Origin of the sequence: Pseudomonas sp. GM84 (assembly GCF_000282535.1) — a bacterium.
In the GTDB taxonomy this organism is placed as follows: domain Bacteria; phylum Pseudomonadota; class Gammaproteobacteria; order Pseudomonadales; family Pseudomonadaceae; genus Aquipseudomonas.
In genome coordinates, this window is sequence record NZ_AKJC01000070.1 from 1 (window position 1) to 15,450 (window position 15,450).

12 protein-coding genes and 3 pseudogenes are annotated in these 15,450 nt (G+C 51.9%); 6 read left to right on the forward strand and 9 right to left on the reverse strand.

Annotation, left to right across the window (positions count from 1 at the left end; all coding sequences use genetic code 11):
- Nucleotides 1-157: 157 nt before the first annotated feature.
- From PMI38_RS03875 to PMI38_RS03890, 4 genes and pseudogenes are all read right to left on the reverse strand, one after another.
- A complete protein-coding gene (locus tag PMI38_RS03875) occupies nucleotides 158-1,453 on the reverse strand; it encodes an NAD(P)/FAD-dependent oxidoreductase (RefSeq protein WP_008090985.1) in 1,296 nt (431 codons plus the stop codon).
- Between the two features lie 14 nt (nucleotides 1,454-1,467).
- A pseudogene (locus PMI38_RS03880) lies at nucleotides 1,468-2,472 on the reverse strand (polyamine ABC transporter substrate-binding protein); the annotation flags it as partial.
- 933 nt (nucleotides 2,473-3,405) lie between these two features.
- Nucleotides 3,406-4,065 (reverse strand): hypothetical protein, encoded by a 660-nt coding sequence (locus PMI38_RS03885; RefSeq protein WP_008090987.1) that lies wholly within the window; start codon nucleotides 4,063-4,065, stop codon nucleotides 3,406-3,408.
- Nucleotides 4,066-4,781: 716 nt separating this feature from the next.
- Entirely contained in the window at nucleotides 4,782-5,264 is a 483-nt protein-coding gene (locus PMI38_RS03890) for a helix-turn-helix domain-containing protein (protein WP_043272961.1), read from the reverse strand.
- A 258-nt stretch (nucleotides 5,265-5,522) separates the two neighbouring features.
- Here PMI38_RS03890 and PMI38_RS03895 point away from each other — a divergent pair, with 258 nt between their 5' ends.
- From PMI38_RS03895 to PMI38_RS03910, 4 genes are all read left to right on the forward strand, one after another.
- Nucleotides 5,523-5,900, forward strand: a complete 378-nt coding sequence (locus PMI38_RS03895) for a hypothetical protein (RefSeq protein ID WP_238540159.1) — start codon at nucleotides 5,523-5,525, stop codon at nucleotides 5,898-5,900.
- 2 nt (nucleotides 5,901-5,902) lie between these two features.
- Nucleotides 5,903-6,307 (forward strand): DUF6957 family protein, encoded by a 405-nt coding sequence (locus PMI38_RS03900; protein WP_008090990.1) that lies wholly within the window; start codon nucleotides 5,903-5,905, stop codon nucleotides 6,305-6,307.
- 86 nt (nucleotides 6,308-6,393) lie between these two features.
- Nucleotides 6,394-7,125, forward strand: a complete 732-nt coding sequence (locus tag PMI38_RS03905; protein WP_043272963.1) for a metallophosphoesterase — start codon at nucleotides 6,394-6,396, stop codon at nucleotides 7,123-7,125.
- A 63-nt stretch (nucleotides 7,126-7,188) separates the two neighbouring features.
- Nucleotides 7,189-7,584 (forward strand): hypothetical protein, encoded by a 396-nt coding sequence (locus PMI38_RS03910; RefSeq protein WP_050548554.1) that lies wholly within the window; start codon nucleotides 7,189-7,191, stop codon nucleotides 7,582-7,584.
- Nucleotides 7,585-7,601: 17 nt separating this feature from the next.
- Here the strand turns inward: PMI38_RS03910 and PMI38_RS03915 are convergent, their stop codons facing one another.
- Nucleotides 7,602-7,895, reverse strand: a complete 294-nt coding sequence (locus PMI38_RS03915; RefSeq protein WP_050548555.1) for a hypothetical protein — start codon at nucleotides 7,893-7,895, stop codon at nucleotides 7,602-7,604.
- A 181-nt stretch (nucleotides 7,896-8,076) separates the two neighbouring features.
- On the opposite strand from PMI38_RS03915, the gene PMI38_RS26345 reads away from it, so the two are divergent.
- Nucleotides 8,077-8,316 carry a hypothetical protein gene (locus PMI38_RS26345; RefSeq protein ID WP_177324897.1) on the forward strand — a complete coding sequence of 80 codons (240 nt, stop codon included), beginning with the start codon at nucleotides 8,077-8,079 and terminating at the stop codon, nucleotides 8,314-8,316.
- A 384-nt stretch (nucleotides 8,317-8,700) separates the two neighbouring features.
- Nucleotides 8,701-11,640, forward strand: a complete 2,940-nt coding sequence (locus PMI38_RS03920; RefSeq protein WP_043272965.1) for a DEAD/DEAH box helicase — start codon at nucleotides 8,701-8,703, stop codon at nucleotides 11,638-11,640.
- A 263-nt stretch (nucleotides 11,641-11,903) separates the two neighbouring features.
- Here PMI38_RS03920 and PMI38_RS27420 read toward each other — a convergent pair.
- The 4 genes and pseudogenes from PMI38_RS27420 to PMI38_RS27850 form a co-directional block, all read right to left on the reverse strand.
- Nucleotides 11,904-12,145: pseudogene (locus tag PMI38_RS27420) on the reverse strand (IS5/IS1182 family transposase); the annotation flags it as partial.
- A gap of 247 nt (nucleotides 12,146-12,392) precedes the next feature.
- On the reverse strand, nucleotides 12,393-13,181 hold the full coding sequence (locus tag PMI38_RS03925) for a hypothetical protein (protein WP_157214841.1): 789 nt from the start codon (nucleotides 13,179-13,181) through the stop codon (nucleotides 12,393-12,395).
- 78 nt (nucleotides 13,182-13,259) lie between these two features.
- Nucleotides 13,260-14,993: a caspase family protein gene (locus PMI38_RS26355; RefSeq protein ID WP_008091000.1), complete on the reverse strand. Its 1,734-nt coding sequence runs from the start codon at nucleotides 14,991-14,993 to the stop codon at nucleotides 13,260-13,262.
- Nucleotides 14,994-15,096: 103 nt separating this feature from the next.
- Nucleotides 15,097-15,411: pseudogene (locus tag PMI38_RS27850) on the reverse strand (DUF3732 domain-containing protein); the annotation flags it as partial.
- Between the last annotated feature and the right edge of the window lie 39 nt (nucleotides 15,412-15,450).

Consider the following 15,450-nt stretch of genomic DNA (forward strand, 5'->3'; position numbering starts at 1 on the left):
GTGTCGTACCCACCAGGCTGCCAACCATGGCCTATCAGGCATAGGTACGTTGCAACAAATGTAGGAGCGAGCTTGCTCGCGATGCGCCGCGCGGGCGGCGCGCGATCTCAATACCACCACCGCCCCAACGCGTACGCTTCACAGCCCCCGCAGAGCTCTACCCCAGCGCTTCCCGCAACCGATACCACAACATCCCCATCGCCAGCAGCGGCGAGCGCAACGCCTTGCCCCCCGGGAAGGTCAGGTGCGGCACGGCGCTGAACACATCCAGCCCCTTGCTCTGGCCGAGTGCGATACCTTCTGCCAGCAGCTTCGCCGTCCAGTGGGTCACGTTCAGCCCATGCCCGGAGTAGCCTTGGGCATAGTAGACATTCGGGTGCTGACTCAGCCTGCCCACTTGGGGGAAGCGGTTGGCGGTGATGCCGATCATGCCACCCCACTGGAAATCGATGCGGATATCCGCCAACTGTGGGAAGACCTTGATCACCTTCGGCCGCATGTACGCCGCGATGTCCTTGGGATCGCGCCCTGAATAGTGGCAGGCACCGCCGAACAGCAGGCGGCGGTCGGCGGTCAGGCGGTAGTAGTCCAGGCCGACTTTCTGGTCGCACAGCGCCATGTTCTGCGGGATCAGCGTGCGGGCGAGCGCCTCGGGCAGGGGTTCGGTCGCCACCACGTAGCTGCCGGCCGGCAGCACCTTGCCGCTCAGGCGCGGCTCCAGTTCATCCAGGTGGGCGTTGCAGCCCAGTACCAGGCTTTGCGCCCGGACCTTGCCACGCGCGGTGTGCAGGGTAACCGTCGGGCCGTGCTCGATGCGCAGCACCGGGCTCTGCTCGAAGATGCGCACACCCAGTCCCTGCGCCGCGCGTGCTTCGCCCTGCACCAGGTCCAGCGGGTGCAGGTGGCCCGAGCCCATGTCCACCAGGCCGCCGGCATACTGGTCGCTGGCCACCACCTCTTGCATGCGCGCGGCCGGAATCAGGCGGGTTTCATGGCGGTAACCCAGTGCGGCAAGGTCATCCTGTTCCTCTTTGAAGGCAGCGAACTGGGCAGGGGTGTTGGCCAGCTCGCAGAAGCCCCAGCGCAGGTCGCAGGCGATGCCGTATCGCTCGATGCGGCTGGCCACCAGGGCCACCGAATCGATGCCGGCCTGCTTCAGGTAGCGCACGCCGTCATCGCCGACGTAGCGGGCAAAGCCGCTGACGTCATGGCCGATGCCGCGAATCAGCTGGCCGCCGTTGCGCCCGCTGGCGCCCCAGCCGATGCGCCGGCCTTCCAGCAGGACCACCGAAAGGCCCCGCTCGGCCAGCTCCAGGGCAGTATTGACGCCAGTCAGGCCGCCGCCGACCACGCACACGTCGGCCGAGAGTTCGCCGTCGAGGCTGGGGTAGGGCGCCGTGTTGCGCGCCGTGGCGGCATAGTACGACGCGGTGTGTTGGGTATCGAAAGGCATGGCGCGTTCTCGGCTCAGCGGTTGGACTTGATCTTGCTCCAGGAGCGGGTCATGACGCGCATGATCTTCGGGCTCGGGGTACTGGAGATGTACAGCTTGTCCAGCACCGCCTGGGGCGGGTAGATCTCGGGGTTGTCGACCAGTGCCTGGTCCATGTACGCGTTGGCGTCGGGGTTGGCGTTGGCGTAGCCGACGGTGGCGCTGACCTTGGCGATCACTTGCGGCTGCAGGAGGTAGTTGATGAAGGCCAGGGCCTGATCAGGGTTTTGCGCATCCTTGGGAATGGCCAGCAGGTCGAACCACAGATTGCTGCCTTCCTTCGGGATGCTGTAGGCGACTTTCACGCCGTTCTTGGCTTCGATCGCGCGGTTGGCTGCCTGGAACACGTCGCCGGAGTAGCCGAAGGCCACGCAGACATCGCCGTTGGCAAGGTCGGAGACGTACTTGGAAGAGTGGAAGTAGGTGATGTAGGGGCGCAGTTCGAGCAGGCGTGCTTCGGCCTTGGCGTAGTCGCCTGCCTTCTCGCTGCGCGGGTCCATGCCCATGTAGTTGAGGATGGCGGGGAACAGTTCGTCGGGCGAGTCCATGAAGGCGACGCCGCATTGCTTGAGCTTTTTCAGGTTCTCGGGCTCGAACAGCACCGCCCAGGAATCGATATGGTCGACGCCCAGCGCGGCCTTGACCTTGTCGACGTTGTAACCGATGCCATTGGTACCCCACAGGTAAGGGACAGCGTACTGGTTGCCGGGGTCGTTCTGTTCAAGCTGCTGCAGCAGTTTCGGGTCCAGGTGCTTCCAGTTCGGCAGCTTGCTGCGGTCCAGCGGCAGGAAGGCGCCGGCCTGGGCCTGGCGGGCGAGGAAGTGGTTGGAGGGCACGACCACGTCGTAGCCGGTGCGGCCGGCGAGCAGCTTGCCCTCCAGGGTTTCGTTGGAATCGAACACGTCATACACCACCTTGATCCCACTGCTGGCCTGGAAGTCGGCCAGCGTCGTGTCACCGATGTAGTCGGTCCAGTTGTACTTTTCTAGACAGTGACCCCTGCGGTATCAAATTGGAAGCCAGGGTAAGCCCTTGGAAAGAATCGTATCCACCTACTTTAGCCTGTTGTCCAGAACCCCATTCCCACCTCAGCCTGCCTTGGCTCAGTCAAGCTCTAGTCAGAAGGAACAAAGGTGCGATCCTGAAGGGGAGTGGAAAGAAGGTTTCTTGACGATTTATCGATGCTAAATCTCAACGCATTGCTCCGATGGTGGGAAACGTAGGCCCCTAGCATTGTTGCCGAAGCCTAAGCGGTCGCCATGTGGCTGGAGAATCCACATGATTCAGCGGTGAGGCGCCATCTACAGATGCGCAGGGCATCCGGAGCGCCAGATGGCCCATTGTGGGCCTAAAAACAGTCCACTTTATGCATATCGTCGAGTGCCCAAGTAAACCTACCACGTGATCGCAACGTCCTGGTGAGGCTCATCCCTGGGCTCGACTCACCAGCCTAGCGCTGAGAAGATAAACCTTTTTCTACAACCATCCCTACCATCCGACGTTGTTCGTTGGTTGAAGGCACGTTTGTATGGCAGTAGGGTGATTGGAACATTCTGATAGACGATTCCGGCACGACTTGTCGAGTTGGCTCATAAGCAGGTTGGTCTAAGATGCTGGGGTATTTTTCAGTTGTTGCGTTTTTAGTGGGCGATACCAGAAGTGCTGGCTGCCTTCACCTCAAGCCTCCTTGAGGTGAAGCACGGCTCTGGACTAATCTGAATTTAGATTGCGCGAACTCTAGGTGGTCTTGTAGCGTACAAGCTAATATAATTATTTGTACGCTTGTTGTTTTGTTGTTTTGTTGTTTTGTTGTTTTGTTGTTTCTCGCTTGATATGGCTTTCAAGGGCTGGGTGCTGCAATCGTGATTTTAATATTCATCTTCTTGTGCGGCTGGGTGTGATTGCGAGAGGGCCTAGATCTGCGGGTCGTCATCCAGAGAGTCGATATCGAAAATAGTCATTTGAGACTGTTCATCTAATCGGGATAAGTTGTCATACTTTTCTCTAGGGTCTTCTTGATTATATTCATCCCAATCCTCATCAAAAAGAGAGTGTGCACTGTTGTAGTTCTCGATGCCAAGCATCTCGGACGAAATAACAGTTTTCACTAAATCGCAAAATTGGCGGCCATCTTTGTATAGTCTATTATCTTTTTCATAAAGGCAGCGCAACTCTAGGTGGTCGAAGACGGAGTTGAATGCAATTCCTTGCCATGCATCTATGAAATCACTTGGGCATCGACGAAACCTAGGGTTGAGGATGATGGTTAGGGTGCCATGGTCATGGTGGAATAACTGGATAGGCGATAAAGCTGACTCAACTATGCCTTCTTCAATTATGTTAATAATACGGCTGTCAAATCCGTTTTGCCCCCAAAGCACTCCAAACGTCTGGATTCCGAGTTGCTCTCGATACCCAAAATTTGGCTCCAGAGATTGAGGTGTGGAGTAAATCGAGGCGACAAGTTTGCCGTCCTTTCGATCTATGAGGTCATGCTCAGCGAAGAATAGGCGCGAGCATCGGCAAATCTCGGGATTTTTGCGTTGCAGGCTGACAGACTCCACATTGGACATGTTTCTGAACTCGATGAGGGGCATTCATCGAGGTTAATCGGTTGTGTAGCTTTTTCAAGCTGAGAGTCAATGACGTTTAGCTACGAAGCGCAGTGTTCTGTCGAGGTATTTGGCATAATGTCATTTGATAAGGATTGTTTAATTTTTATGAATAAATTGACAGTGTTCACAGGTGTTGATTGAGAAGGCTCTAGATGATTTGTAATTTATCTTCAGCGGTCAATGGGGCGCTTGGTAGTTTAAGGTTGTCAGGATGCGGTGTTCTTTGATCTGGATTTCCGATCGTTCGACATTGTTGAGATGGCGCCAGTAAAATCTCCGGAGGCTAGTTTCTTGCGGCGTGATATAAAGGTCAGAGTAGAGCTAACATAGCTTGAAAGACTGGCAGGCTTCGAGGCGCTCGGCTCAATAAGTCAGTTCTCAGGCTCTCTCGTGCGAATCGAACACTGGATATAAGGGCGTGTGGCTGAGCAGGATGGTATTTCCTTGTTTTAAGCCGAACGGACTGAGAGGGCGGCAGACTACCTGTCAACAGATCATAGTTTTATAAGCAGAACTCATAAGGGCTGGTGCTTGATCAGTATTGGTGTGCGAAAGCCACGCTTGAGTCGGATTGCCAGATAGTTCAAAGCAATTGATGATTGGCAGATTTTCTTCAGTGTACCGCAGGCGCAGGGAGCACGATTGATCAGAGTGGCTATATGAATGCTAACACCCTAGATCGATTTTCTTCGCCAAATTCTACTGACTGTCGATTGATGAATTCCAAGCCTCTCTGCTGTTTCGGGTTGATTCAGACCTTGATCACGGCACGCCAGCGCCTCTCGAATCACGTCCTCACTCAAGCTGCGTCCTGCCCGCTCAGCGATAAGCTTACCTTCAGCGAAATGCTTTGGCATTTCAGATGCGATACGTAAGGCGTCAAGATTCTCTAGCTGCTTCTTAATGACCGCCAAACGATCCGCAACGGTTATCTGTGCATCGTAGCTAGACGCGACTATCAGCAATGCTAGTGGGTCGTAACCCAGGGCCTCGGCTATGGTTCCAAACATCTCCAGTGTCACACCCCCTTTGCCGTTCTCAAGGCCATGGAGCTGGCTGGGGTAGATCTTCGCTTTCTCGTGCAATTGATCCCGCGATAGGCCCCGACTCGCGCGCGCCAAACGTAGGACTGCTGCGAGGGATTTCCTCGACACCATGTCGGTTCCTCAAAAGCGAGGATAAGGCCATATTGATCATATGCACGCCATAGAATATATTGGATGGCACGCATGGAATTGCTTGTTCAGGTGGCTGTAGCCCGCGTGGAATCTAGGGTCGGCTTGAGCCGACTCTTGCCATTGATTGGCACAAATTGACGATGACGGTCGAGAATACGGCCTTCGGTGACCTTTGTTCTTGCGCAGCGCCATGAGTTGGCTTCAGCGCGTGAGCGACCCGTAATGCTAGGAAAACATGTGTTTTTGACGAAGAGCGATGAGCTCCACGGGAGATTCAGGATCGAGGACTCAGAAGTCCTGTTCTGGAAATCCATCAATCTGAGCCGCTGCACCTATCTGTTTCTGGTCGAAGGGGTAGGCTTCGATGCAGGAGTACTTGGCCCTACATCACAGCTTGTGTCTGACGTAGCAATGATCAAGTCACTCTGGGAAAACGGATCAGCGGAGCTCCTGAACGTGCACAGGGTGTACGTGATTCCTCCACTAGCCCTACGCAAGGCCGGTTGCTACATGGAGCCGCTGTCTGAGATCCGTATCAGCGGTGGTAGCGAGAGCTTTCCTATCTATGAGTTCGTCACAGACACAGGCCGTGTTTTCAGTAGCGATGAGGTCTGACCATGACTGCCACGCTGGGAGAGGTGAGTGAGTTTTTCTACGGGAAGGGCGAGGTCGTCTCGGGATGGGTGGGTGACGATGGCGCGCTGATAGAACTCGCTGAGGTGTATCACCCAGGTAAGCCGTATTGCTTGGTGCGTAAGTGGATCGTTGCCGACCTGCAACTCTCACAGGCAGAGCTGGAACGATTGAAATCTGAGGGGGTACAGCCTTTGGTGCTCTTTGCTCATGAAGTTGTCCGAGACAGTCGCAATCGATTTGCCCCTGGGCACTGGGTGCGTAGCAACTTCGGAATCTCGCACCGCCAGCCATGCATGTTCGAAACCAGGAGCACGGTTTACCTTCTGCTAGGTGATGGCTGCAGGAAGCGCTCTACCCTCGACACGGTTTTTTCACTGCGTCCCTAGCTCAATGCGACAGCTAGCCCGGCTTCCCTTCGGTGAAGCCTTGGAGAAGCGATCCATACAATGCCGCTCGGAGCGTGAGAGAGCTGATGAAGGTTTTGGTGTATTCAGATTTGCATTTGGAATTTCGGGGCTTCGAACCGCCCCAGGTCGACGCCGATTTGGTGGTGCTCGCTGGAGACATATCTGTGCGCGGTCAGGGTGTGACTTGGGCGAACCAAACCTTCAGATGTCCAGTCATCTACGTGCCCGGTAATCACGAGTACTACAAAGGCGGACACCTGGATCGTACGCTTGCCAAGATGAAGGTGGCTGCGGAGGAGCATGTGCATGTCCTCGAAAACGAACGCCTGGTCATTGGTGATACCCGATTTTTGGTGACCACCGCTTGGACAGACTTCACCTCAACCGGCGATTACAAAAAAGCCATGTACGAGTGTTGGGAGTGGATGAATGACTTCAGGGTTATCCGGAGCGGGGAGGGGTTCAGGAAGCTTCGCCCCGTCGATCTCATCGCTCGGAACATTACCGCTCGCGATTTTCTCGCCACCGAGCTCGCTAAGCACTTTGACGGAAAAACGGTTGTGATCACTCATCACTGCCCGATCCAGGAAGTGGCTGGTGATGGACATGTGGGCCATCTCGGTGCTGCGTATTTCAACCAATGGCATGCCCTAATTTCGCAGGCTGATGCCTGGATCTTCGGCCATACCCATCACGCGGTCGACACGGTCGTTTCGGGATGTCGGCTCGTTTCGAACCCGAAAGGGTATCCAGGTGAAAAGACGGGCTTTTCACCGGAATTCATCATTGAGATCTAAGCGCCTCCTGGAGCGCAGGCTATCAGGAAGGTTGTTGATTTGGACGCAGGAGCGCAAGAACACATGACAGATGAGATCATTAGTTACCCAGGTGAAGAGCCATCGATTCTTCAGCTCACGCGCATCATACAAGCGATGGGTCAGCTGTATCCCATGCCGATTACTGCCTATCTGAGCGACGTAGAAATTTCGAACGATTGCGCAGTCGGGGTTGTGGTTGGTCAAATCGTTCCAGGGCTCATTGAGAGGCACACAGGGGCATATTTGCTGACGACGACGCCGATCTTCTCGTTGGACAGAGTAGAGCGCTTCTGGGTGGTCGGTACAAAGGCTGGGAATTTTGTACTGACTTCATTCAAGCGCGGAGCGGGCCGGAAGAGTCTTCGAGCACTGATGGCAACCTCTGACCAACCTGACGCATCTTCGGAGCGCGAGCCAGGCGCCTTTGCGGGCGCCTGAAGGGGCGAATATACGGATCAGTTGAGCGTCGTGAGAAGTGTGCGCAAAAAAACCTGACGGCGATGAATCGAGCTCAGAATCGCGTAGTCGCGTTCGCCATCTGGTCGTAGGTGACCACATTCGATTAGACCGATGATGTAACCCTCAGCCTTCCCTCGGGCTTCGCGCAGATCTTGCTCTGTCGTGCACTTGTGAATGTCATCAACAAGCCGTTTCCAACGCTCGGCTTGGCGTTTGCCGACTGGGTCGCAGGAGAACGCCGGAGCGAGAAGCAGCGAATCGTAGTAGCCGGTAGCAGGTTGCGTGCTCAAATGGGATGCTCCAGAGATAAACCTGAGGCAAGGTTATCATGCGTACACTCATTCGCCTGTTACTACCCCGGCAGGGGCTGGCTCCTCTAGGGGTACTCGAACCTGAGCACTGAACTGCGGAGTGTCGCTAGATCGAGACCAGGACAATTCCGCATGCGTTGGAAGGTGGCGGAGGTACTGAATGAAGGTCACACAAGCAGGTCAGCACGATGTGGTCGTAGACGTGGTGTGCGATGTTTGTGGGATATCCACACGAAACGCAGATGCAGAGCTTCAGTACGGATCGATGCATGCCTCATGGGGCAAAGGCTCAGCGCATTGTGGCGAAGAGTATGAAATTCATCTGTGCGAGAACTGCTTTTTCGCTCAAGTGGCGGAGATGAAGCGGACGCGGTGGCTCGCTGTGATGTTCGATAGCTGACCGCTACGCAGATCTCAATTTATGTCAAATTATGGCTCAGCAATAATTATGACTGAGGAATAATTTCCCCTTACTGTGGGCAATCTGCCGTGACCGGTTTTGACCTTAAGGGTTTCGATGCTAGCGTCCGCATGCTCCTGTTGTTAGCGCGTGTAGCGGACACTCGACCATCTGAGAAAACTTTAGGTGCGCCATTGCACACTCAACCTTGTGTTCGGGGGCAATCGGTGGACGCGTTGCTATGCGCGATCACCAAGCCAACCCTTGGGGATGCTGCTGTGATCAGAACTGAGCAACCTGCAGGTGCACTTGGAGGGTGAACCGCTGATACCATAAGGCCATTATCTCCGCTGTACTCACATTCATCATGATTGGGTAAATGCAATGGCCGACGCTGCAGGGAAGTATTTAGACGTCTATCGGAGCTGGCAGCAGCACCTCTTTAACTTCAACCTGGATGACAGAGAGACAGAGACGCCAGGCTTGCGTAAACCGCAGCTTGCCGCTCTGTATGCATCGCTGGGCCACCTCGTGATGTCCCCAGGCACGACCGCGACGATCGTGATGCCAACAGGGACAGGCAAGACGGATACCATGCTGGGACTGCTAATTGCTGGGCGGTTGGCTAGAACATTGGTGCTAGTTCCGACTGATCCCCTGCGCTCGCAGTTTTCTGAAAAGTGCGTTGAGTTGAAGAAACTGAGGGAAATCGGTGCTGTGTCGGACACGGCATTGAACCCAGTCGTAAGAGTGATCAGCTCAGGTATGCAGGTTGAGGAAATTCAACAGCTCGCCGAAGCAAACGTGATCGTGGCTACCCCTCAAGCACTGCTTTTTTTTAGCAATGAAGCCTTGGAGGCGTTGGCTGGGCTTTGTACTCATCTAGTCGTAGACGAAGCGCACCACGTAGCTGCAATGACTTGGAGCAGGGTGAAAACAGCATTTAAGGAAAGGCCCTGCTTGCAGTTCACTGCTACACCTTTCCGGGAGGACAGCCAGCCACTTGATGGCAAAATCATCTATAACTATCCGCTGAAAGATGCGCAGAACGATGGCTATTTCAAGCAAATCGAGTTCCACCCGGTGCGCGAGTACGACCTAGAGCTCGCTGACCAAGCAGTTGCAGATAAGGCTGTTGAGCTGTTGCGGAAAGATCGTGGGCAGGGTTTCAACCATCTTCTGCTGGTACGAGCACGAACTCAGGCGCGTGCTATAAAGCTGTTCCCACTTTACGAAAAGCACGAAGATCTCTCGCCCGTACTCATCCATAGCAAGGTACCGAACCGAGACAGACTACTGGATGAAATCGTCGCGAAGAAGCACAAAATCATCGTATGCGTGGACATGTTGGGCGAGGGTTTTGACCTGCCAGAGCTGAAGATTGCGGCTATTCACGATCAGCATCAGAGCCCAGCTGTCACGCTTCAGTTTATTGGGCGGTTGACCCGGGTTAGTAAGGAGTTGGGCGATGCGAAATTCGTCTCGAACATTGCGAATCAGAGAGTCGACTCCCAGATGGCCGCGCTCTATAAGGAGAGTGCTGACTGGAGTGCAGTGATTAGAGATGTGAGCCAAGATAAAATTGCTCGCGAAATCGAGAAGGAAGCATTCACGGAGCAATTTTCCGATGATGCAGATGCCGAAGACATTTTTGGGTTGAACCCCAACCCCAAGGTCAGCGCGGTGGCCTACCATGTCGAGCGCGAGAACTGGCGTCCGGAGAAAGCCCATTTCTTCGCTCAAAGCAAGAAACAACGGGATTTTGTCTCCATCAACGAAGCGTCAGACACCATTATCGTGGTAGCGCAACAAGAGACACCCGTCAGTTGGGCTAAGACGTCAGCGATTGTGGATACCAACTGGGTTATCTACATGGCCTACTACCATGTCCCCGATAGAACGCTTTTTGTACACACGTCTGCTGATGAAAAGGAGGCGACTCGATTTTTGAAGTTAATTGCAAAGGATCCCAAAAGAATCAACGGCGAGCCTGTCTTCCGTACTCTACATGATATCAAGCTCATGAGGCTGCAGAATGTGGGGCTTTCTAGGGCGCGTAAAGATCTGAAATTTACGATGCACGTCGGACGGGACGTCAACACGATCATCCGCGAAATTGAGACCGGAGCAGCGAAGAAATCCAATATCTTCGCGACTGGATACGAGGATGGGCAGCGGGCCACTGTTGGGTGTTCACACAAGGGAAAAATTTGGGAGATGAACTCTTCCACGGTGAGCTACTGGATCGAGTGGTGCAAGCGCGCCTCTAGCAAGCTGAACAATAAAGACATTACTCCAGCAGATATTCTCAAGGATGTAATGCGCGCCGATAAGATCGAAGCTGCTTGGCCAACTGGGCTTTTCTATGCCGATTGGCCTGAGTCTATTGAGATTGAAAACGAGCAAAGGATTTCACTTGAGTTTGAGGGTGAGGTCTTCAACCTACTCGATGTCGAGCTTGGTAAACCTCGGCGAACCAATGATCTGACGCTGGACGTGGCTGTCATTGCCATAGCCGAAGATGGGGCTGAGCGTGAGCTTCCAGATATCACTGTACGGTTACTGGAGGACAGCTACAAATTCTCTTGCCCTGGGGTTAAGATTATCTTCTCTGAAGCGAACTCCTTCGAGCAGTACTTGGACGCAAATCCTCTGGTATTTTTGGCGGTTGACGGCTCGATGGTTGAGGGCAATTACCGCTTCTACTCTACCAAGAGCTTGGACTTGAAGCTGCCGATAGGGCTTCTAGAGGCTTGGGAGTGGGGCGACACCCCGATCCATAAAGAGTCCATGAAGGCCGCTGGTGACTTGAATACCGTTCAAGGTTTCACCTACAGCCGTATCAAGGATGATTACACATTCATTTTTAATGACGATGGCAAAGGTGAGATCGCGGATCTGGTGGCGATCAGAGAAAGCAAAGACGCAATCTACGTCGACCTATATCATTGCAAGTACTGCCCGCAGAAGGACGGTAAGGCTCAAGCGGGTGCTCGAGTGGACGATGTCTATGAAGTCTGCGGGCAAGCTTCACGGTCAGTAAAATGGCTGCATACCGAGAAAAAATTCTTCGATCGAATGATGGAACGCTACCAAAAGGGATTGCCGACAAAGTTTGACCGAATTCTGAAGGGTACCCCAATGGATTTAGAGCTGCTCCGTAACAAGTGCCACGATCACGAGATGATCTTCAAGTTTGTGATCGTGCAGCCCGCCATTTCTAAAGAAAAGGTATCCGCGGATCAGTTGGCTGTCCTTGGTACAAGCTATTCATACATCAAAAGTGTGTCTGGTTCTGAAGTGAGAGTCATAACTAATCAGTAAGAGTGGGTTGCAAAGTCTAGGCTCAGTGGGGGAAGTTCTCCACTGAACCTTGATCTGTTTCGTCACCTTTACATAAAGGGCTGGCCTCATATTCCCTCAGCTGACAAGCCTCGAATATCGCCGGGCGGGTACCTCCAAGATCGTTGAAAGACGACCTGACACTTGATGTTGTTCCGCTGTCGGTACTCAGCCCGAATAAACAGTCAGGGTAAGCCTAGCTTTGGATTGCGCTTCATCGACCGCAGCGGGAGTTACGGGCTGTATTCGGTATTCAGGCCACTGCGACTTCGGCATAGAGCGTGATTGGTAGTCTCGTAGGGCCCTTTTTCCGAGAGCTAGATAAGGCTCGGGTTGAGCGTACTGCGGTTGAGTCGATCATCCAGGTTTGCAGGTCGATCAAGTCTTGCTCATTCAATCTAAGGTGCAGGTGATTCGGCCAGCCCCGAAACCGTTGACACACCGTTGATCATGGGTCGAAGCGCTTCGGCATATCTCGCCACGATGAAGAGATCGGAGAGTACTTCCTAGGCCTTGTCCAAGAGTTGGTAACGCTTTCCCAGAAGAGAATTCCTTTGCGTAGTGGCGGGGGACTCTACAAAATCTCAGCGTTAATGGGGCGATTGGGTTTCTCGGGATTTCGCACAAAGCCTAGGTCGCAACGGTCTCGCCATCTTTTGGCATCAATATTTGCTATGACACTTTTAGTACGGAGTCAGGTAGGGCTCGTATTCGTGCTTAGAGTTTTCATCTGTTCATGGTTTCTTAAATTTTTGTTGGTGCTTGCCGTTGTCGGTATAGCAAAGTATGAATTTTCGAGTTTTTTCATTGTTTATTATGCTTATTTGCGGTTTTGGAATCACGCGATGATCGAGCCTTTTGCAGAGTTTATCAAAGAAAAAATTGATATGATCAGACATTGCATTTAAGTAGAAAGCGCTAATAGTGATTGAGGAGCTCTCCCTGCTCAAGCCTTCCTCAGTCATAGCAATTTTATCAAATCGTTTGATTTGCTCAGGTTCCAGTTCGCCACCTTGATGAATGATGTAGTTTCTTGTGATTCGAAACCTGTCGATGCGCATCCAATCGTGGAGTAATTCGTCCCAATTTATATTGTGAAAATCGATCAGGTATTTTGCATATGTACCGATATCACCTGAAAACATCGCCTCTTTTCTTTTGGGTTCGTATTTCTTAGGGTTTAAGTCGAGCTTAGTAATCTCTGAAACTAAGCGCGCTATGTTGAATAGTGCAATATCTAGTGAGGAATAGAGCATGCCAAGCGAAGACTTCAGAAATAAGTTATAGTCAGACTCATGCTTCGCTCTTCGCATTTTTAATAACCAGTCTTCACCGTCATTATTAGGGCTGTCCAAATGCTCCCAGTAATGCTTGTCCTCTTCGGATTGCAGTTTAAAGTCATCGCGTGCAAAAAAGTGCTCGACTCGTCTAAGGTAAGACTTCATGTCTCTTATCTGCATTCTGGCTGTGCTTCGCGCAAGCCCTGGCAGGAAAAGGTATTCTGTATTTGCCTGGTTCGACATGTTATAGATTCGGTAGAATTTTTAAGGGTTGTTAACCGTCTGAGTGAATAAGCTTAATAGGTGCTTTGAAGTTTTGCTTTAGTGGGTGATGGAGTCAACTTGCTTGAGCGAGTGTTCAAAGTCTACGCGTGCAGGGCTGTAGTACATCACATTTTTGTCTTTTGTTACAGAGACGAGTGTTTCAGAGTGCGTAAATTTCATTCCGACTAGCTCGGTGCTCCTTCCCCCACTTGCGTCAATTATCTGATAAGGATCCCAGTTTCTTGTATCAATTATGTAGATATAACCCTCTGCGCTTCCAATGGCGACGAGAGGATGGCTTCTGGACTTGACGGAGTACATAAGATCATTTGACATAAGATGCTCAGAGAGAGTCTCTATGATATCAGTTGGTAATTTTTCGGGGTGGAATAAAAAGTCATTTATTATGTCGTCACAGCCAGTAACATCCAAGATGCTTGACCTTCTGCTGGTAGGCTTTCTTACGGAGTCCCCGAGACTAACTCGCAACGTTGGACTTTTAGTTAGCTTGTCGATTGTATAAACTCTGCCTGATGAGCAGGTGAATATTACCTCGACGGAATTCAGGTCGGATATAGAGTAGATGTTCTCTTGCCTTGCTAAATTCAGCTTCTTCGTTTTTGACCTTTTCCCTTTTAGCTTTGTCACCTCAAAGCGTCCATATGAACCCCCAATCCAAAGCTCTCCATCTAGAATTTCAGCCGAATAGTAGCACTGATTGGCTTTGATAGATCTTGATCGTAGCAGAGTTATTGTGTTATCTAGGATCGAAAATATCTTGTACTTGTTGAGTCCCAGTACTACTAGATAGCCTTCGCGAGCGCAAATGTATGTTGGCTCCATATGACTTAGGTCAATCGTTGCAGAGTCAGTGTACAGGTTGCCATCAAGGCCTAGGACAAACAGGTCGCCGTCATGGTAAGCGGCGGAAACAGCCCCGCCTTGTAGTTTGTAAGCAGGCGCGCAACCAGAGTCATTCAAGTTGTAGATGGTGCTACTGTTTCCTAACAGTAGAAGAGTGCCATCTTGAGGGGAAGCGCATAGTGCGTGCATGCTGTTATGAGTAGGGGAGATAAAGCTATGGTAAAGGCTGTAGTGAGGTAAGTCTGAGATTGATATATTTGATTCTAGGCTGGAGTAGAACCATGGTCGCTGTGAAAGGCTGGACTTTGTTAGTACTTCTTGAGCTACTTCTTTGAGCATGTGTTCTACAAGCATGTCGTGGCGAATTAAAAGCTTTGATAGTGCCTCGGAATAGTGACTGTTATCACCACTTCCATCTTTTGCTTTCATTCCGTAACTTGTAGAGTAGGCGAGCAATAAATTATCTTGATGATGTTCTGTTTCGGCTTTTTGGTGGTGTATGTGCTCAGTTAAGATTCGTGACTCAAAGTTACTCATATCATATGATGTGCGGCAAGCATCTATTATCACTATTCGCGCCGCTCGACTGCCAGATGTAGCTTGTAATAATTTACTAATCGGGTACGCATACTGGCTGACTGCGTTTGGTGAACCCGATGGCATGTCGATAGGGAAAATATATCCATATCCCAAATGCTCAATGGCATGCCCCGCGAAGAAAAATATGAGTAAATCTTTTTCAGAAAGCTCCTGGGCAACCAGTGTAACTAGATCATCAATTTCCTGGTATGTAGCATTGGTTAGTAACTTGACTGCAAAACCTCGCGCGCCCAAAGATCTACTCACTACCTGGGCGTCGTTAATAGCATTATCTAATGGGCTGAAGTCGTAACTATTAATCCCGATTACTATTGCCTGTCGTTTCACTGATGCAGTTCCTTTAAGTATCTGGAATCATAATCCGCTAAAGCGCCAAGGCTTCGAAGCGAGGCGGTACGAATTTTCTCCATCCCACTACTCTTCGGCAAGACTAACCTCTTCGATGCCAACCCATACTTCGCTGCCGACGTGGTCTAGGATGATAATTCATAAGTGGCCTTGCACGCGTCACACCCCTGGCGAGCACACTGAATACTTCTCGAACTGCAACGCGATCTTCATCATCCAGCACGGGTTCATTCCCAGCTGATTTTTCGAGATGGACTCTCCTCACAGCACTTTTCACTGGGCAGTAGACTTGGTTTGGTTGGTCAAAGCAGGAGGAAGGTGCATGATCAGCATTTTTCAGGAAGTAAGGCTGAAGCGCAAGTAGCGTCGTAATGTGGTAGGCCAGCCAGTTGGCTCCGCTGCCAACTTCTCATAGGAAGTGATCGCGCCCATCGCA

Excerpts from the sequence above, each read along its gene's own strand:
- PMI38_RS03875 (WP_008090985.1), bottom strand. The coding sequence starts at position 1,453 with ATGCCTTTCGATACCCAACACACCGCGTCGTACTATGCCGCCACGGCG.
- PMI38_RS03885 (WP_008090987.1), bottom strand. The coding sequence starts at position 4,065 with ATGTCCAATGTGGAGTCTGTCAGCCTGCAACGCAAAAATCCCGAGATT.
- PMI38_RS03890 (WP_043272961.1), bottom strand. The coding sequence starts at position 5,264 with ATGGTGTCGAGGAAATCCCTCGCAGCAGTCCTACGTTTGGCGCGCGCG.
- PMI38_RS03900 (WP_008090990.1), top strand. The coding sequence starts at position 5,903 with ATGACTGCCACGCTGGGAGAGGTGAGTGAGTTTTTCTACGGGAAGGGC.
- PMI38_RS03905 (WP_043272963.1), top strand. The coding sequence starts at position 6,394 with ATGAAGGTTTTGGTGTATTCAGATTTGCATTTGGAATTTCGGGGCTTC.
- PMI38_RS03910 (WP_050548554.1), top strand. The coding sequence starts at position 7,189 with ATGACAGATGAGATCATTAGTTACCCAGGTGAAGAGCCATCGATTCTT.
- PMI38_RS26345 (WP_177324897.1), top strand. The coding sequence starts at position 8,077 with ATGAAGGTCACACAAGCAGGTCAGCACGATGTGGTCGTAGACGTGGTG.
- PMI38_RS03920 (WP_043272965.1), top strand. The coding sequence starts at position 8,701 with ATGGCCGACGCTGCAGGGAAGTATTTAGACGTCTATCGGAGCTGGCAG.
- PMI38_RS03925 (WP_157214841.1), bottom strand. The coding sequence starts at position 13,181 with ATGTCGAACCAGGCAAATACAGAATACCTTTTCCTGCCAGGGCTTGCG.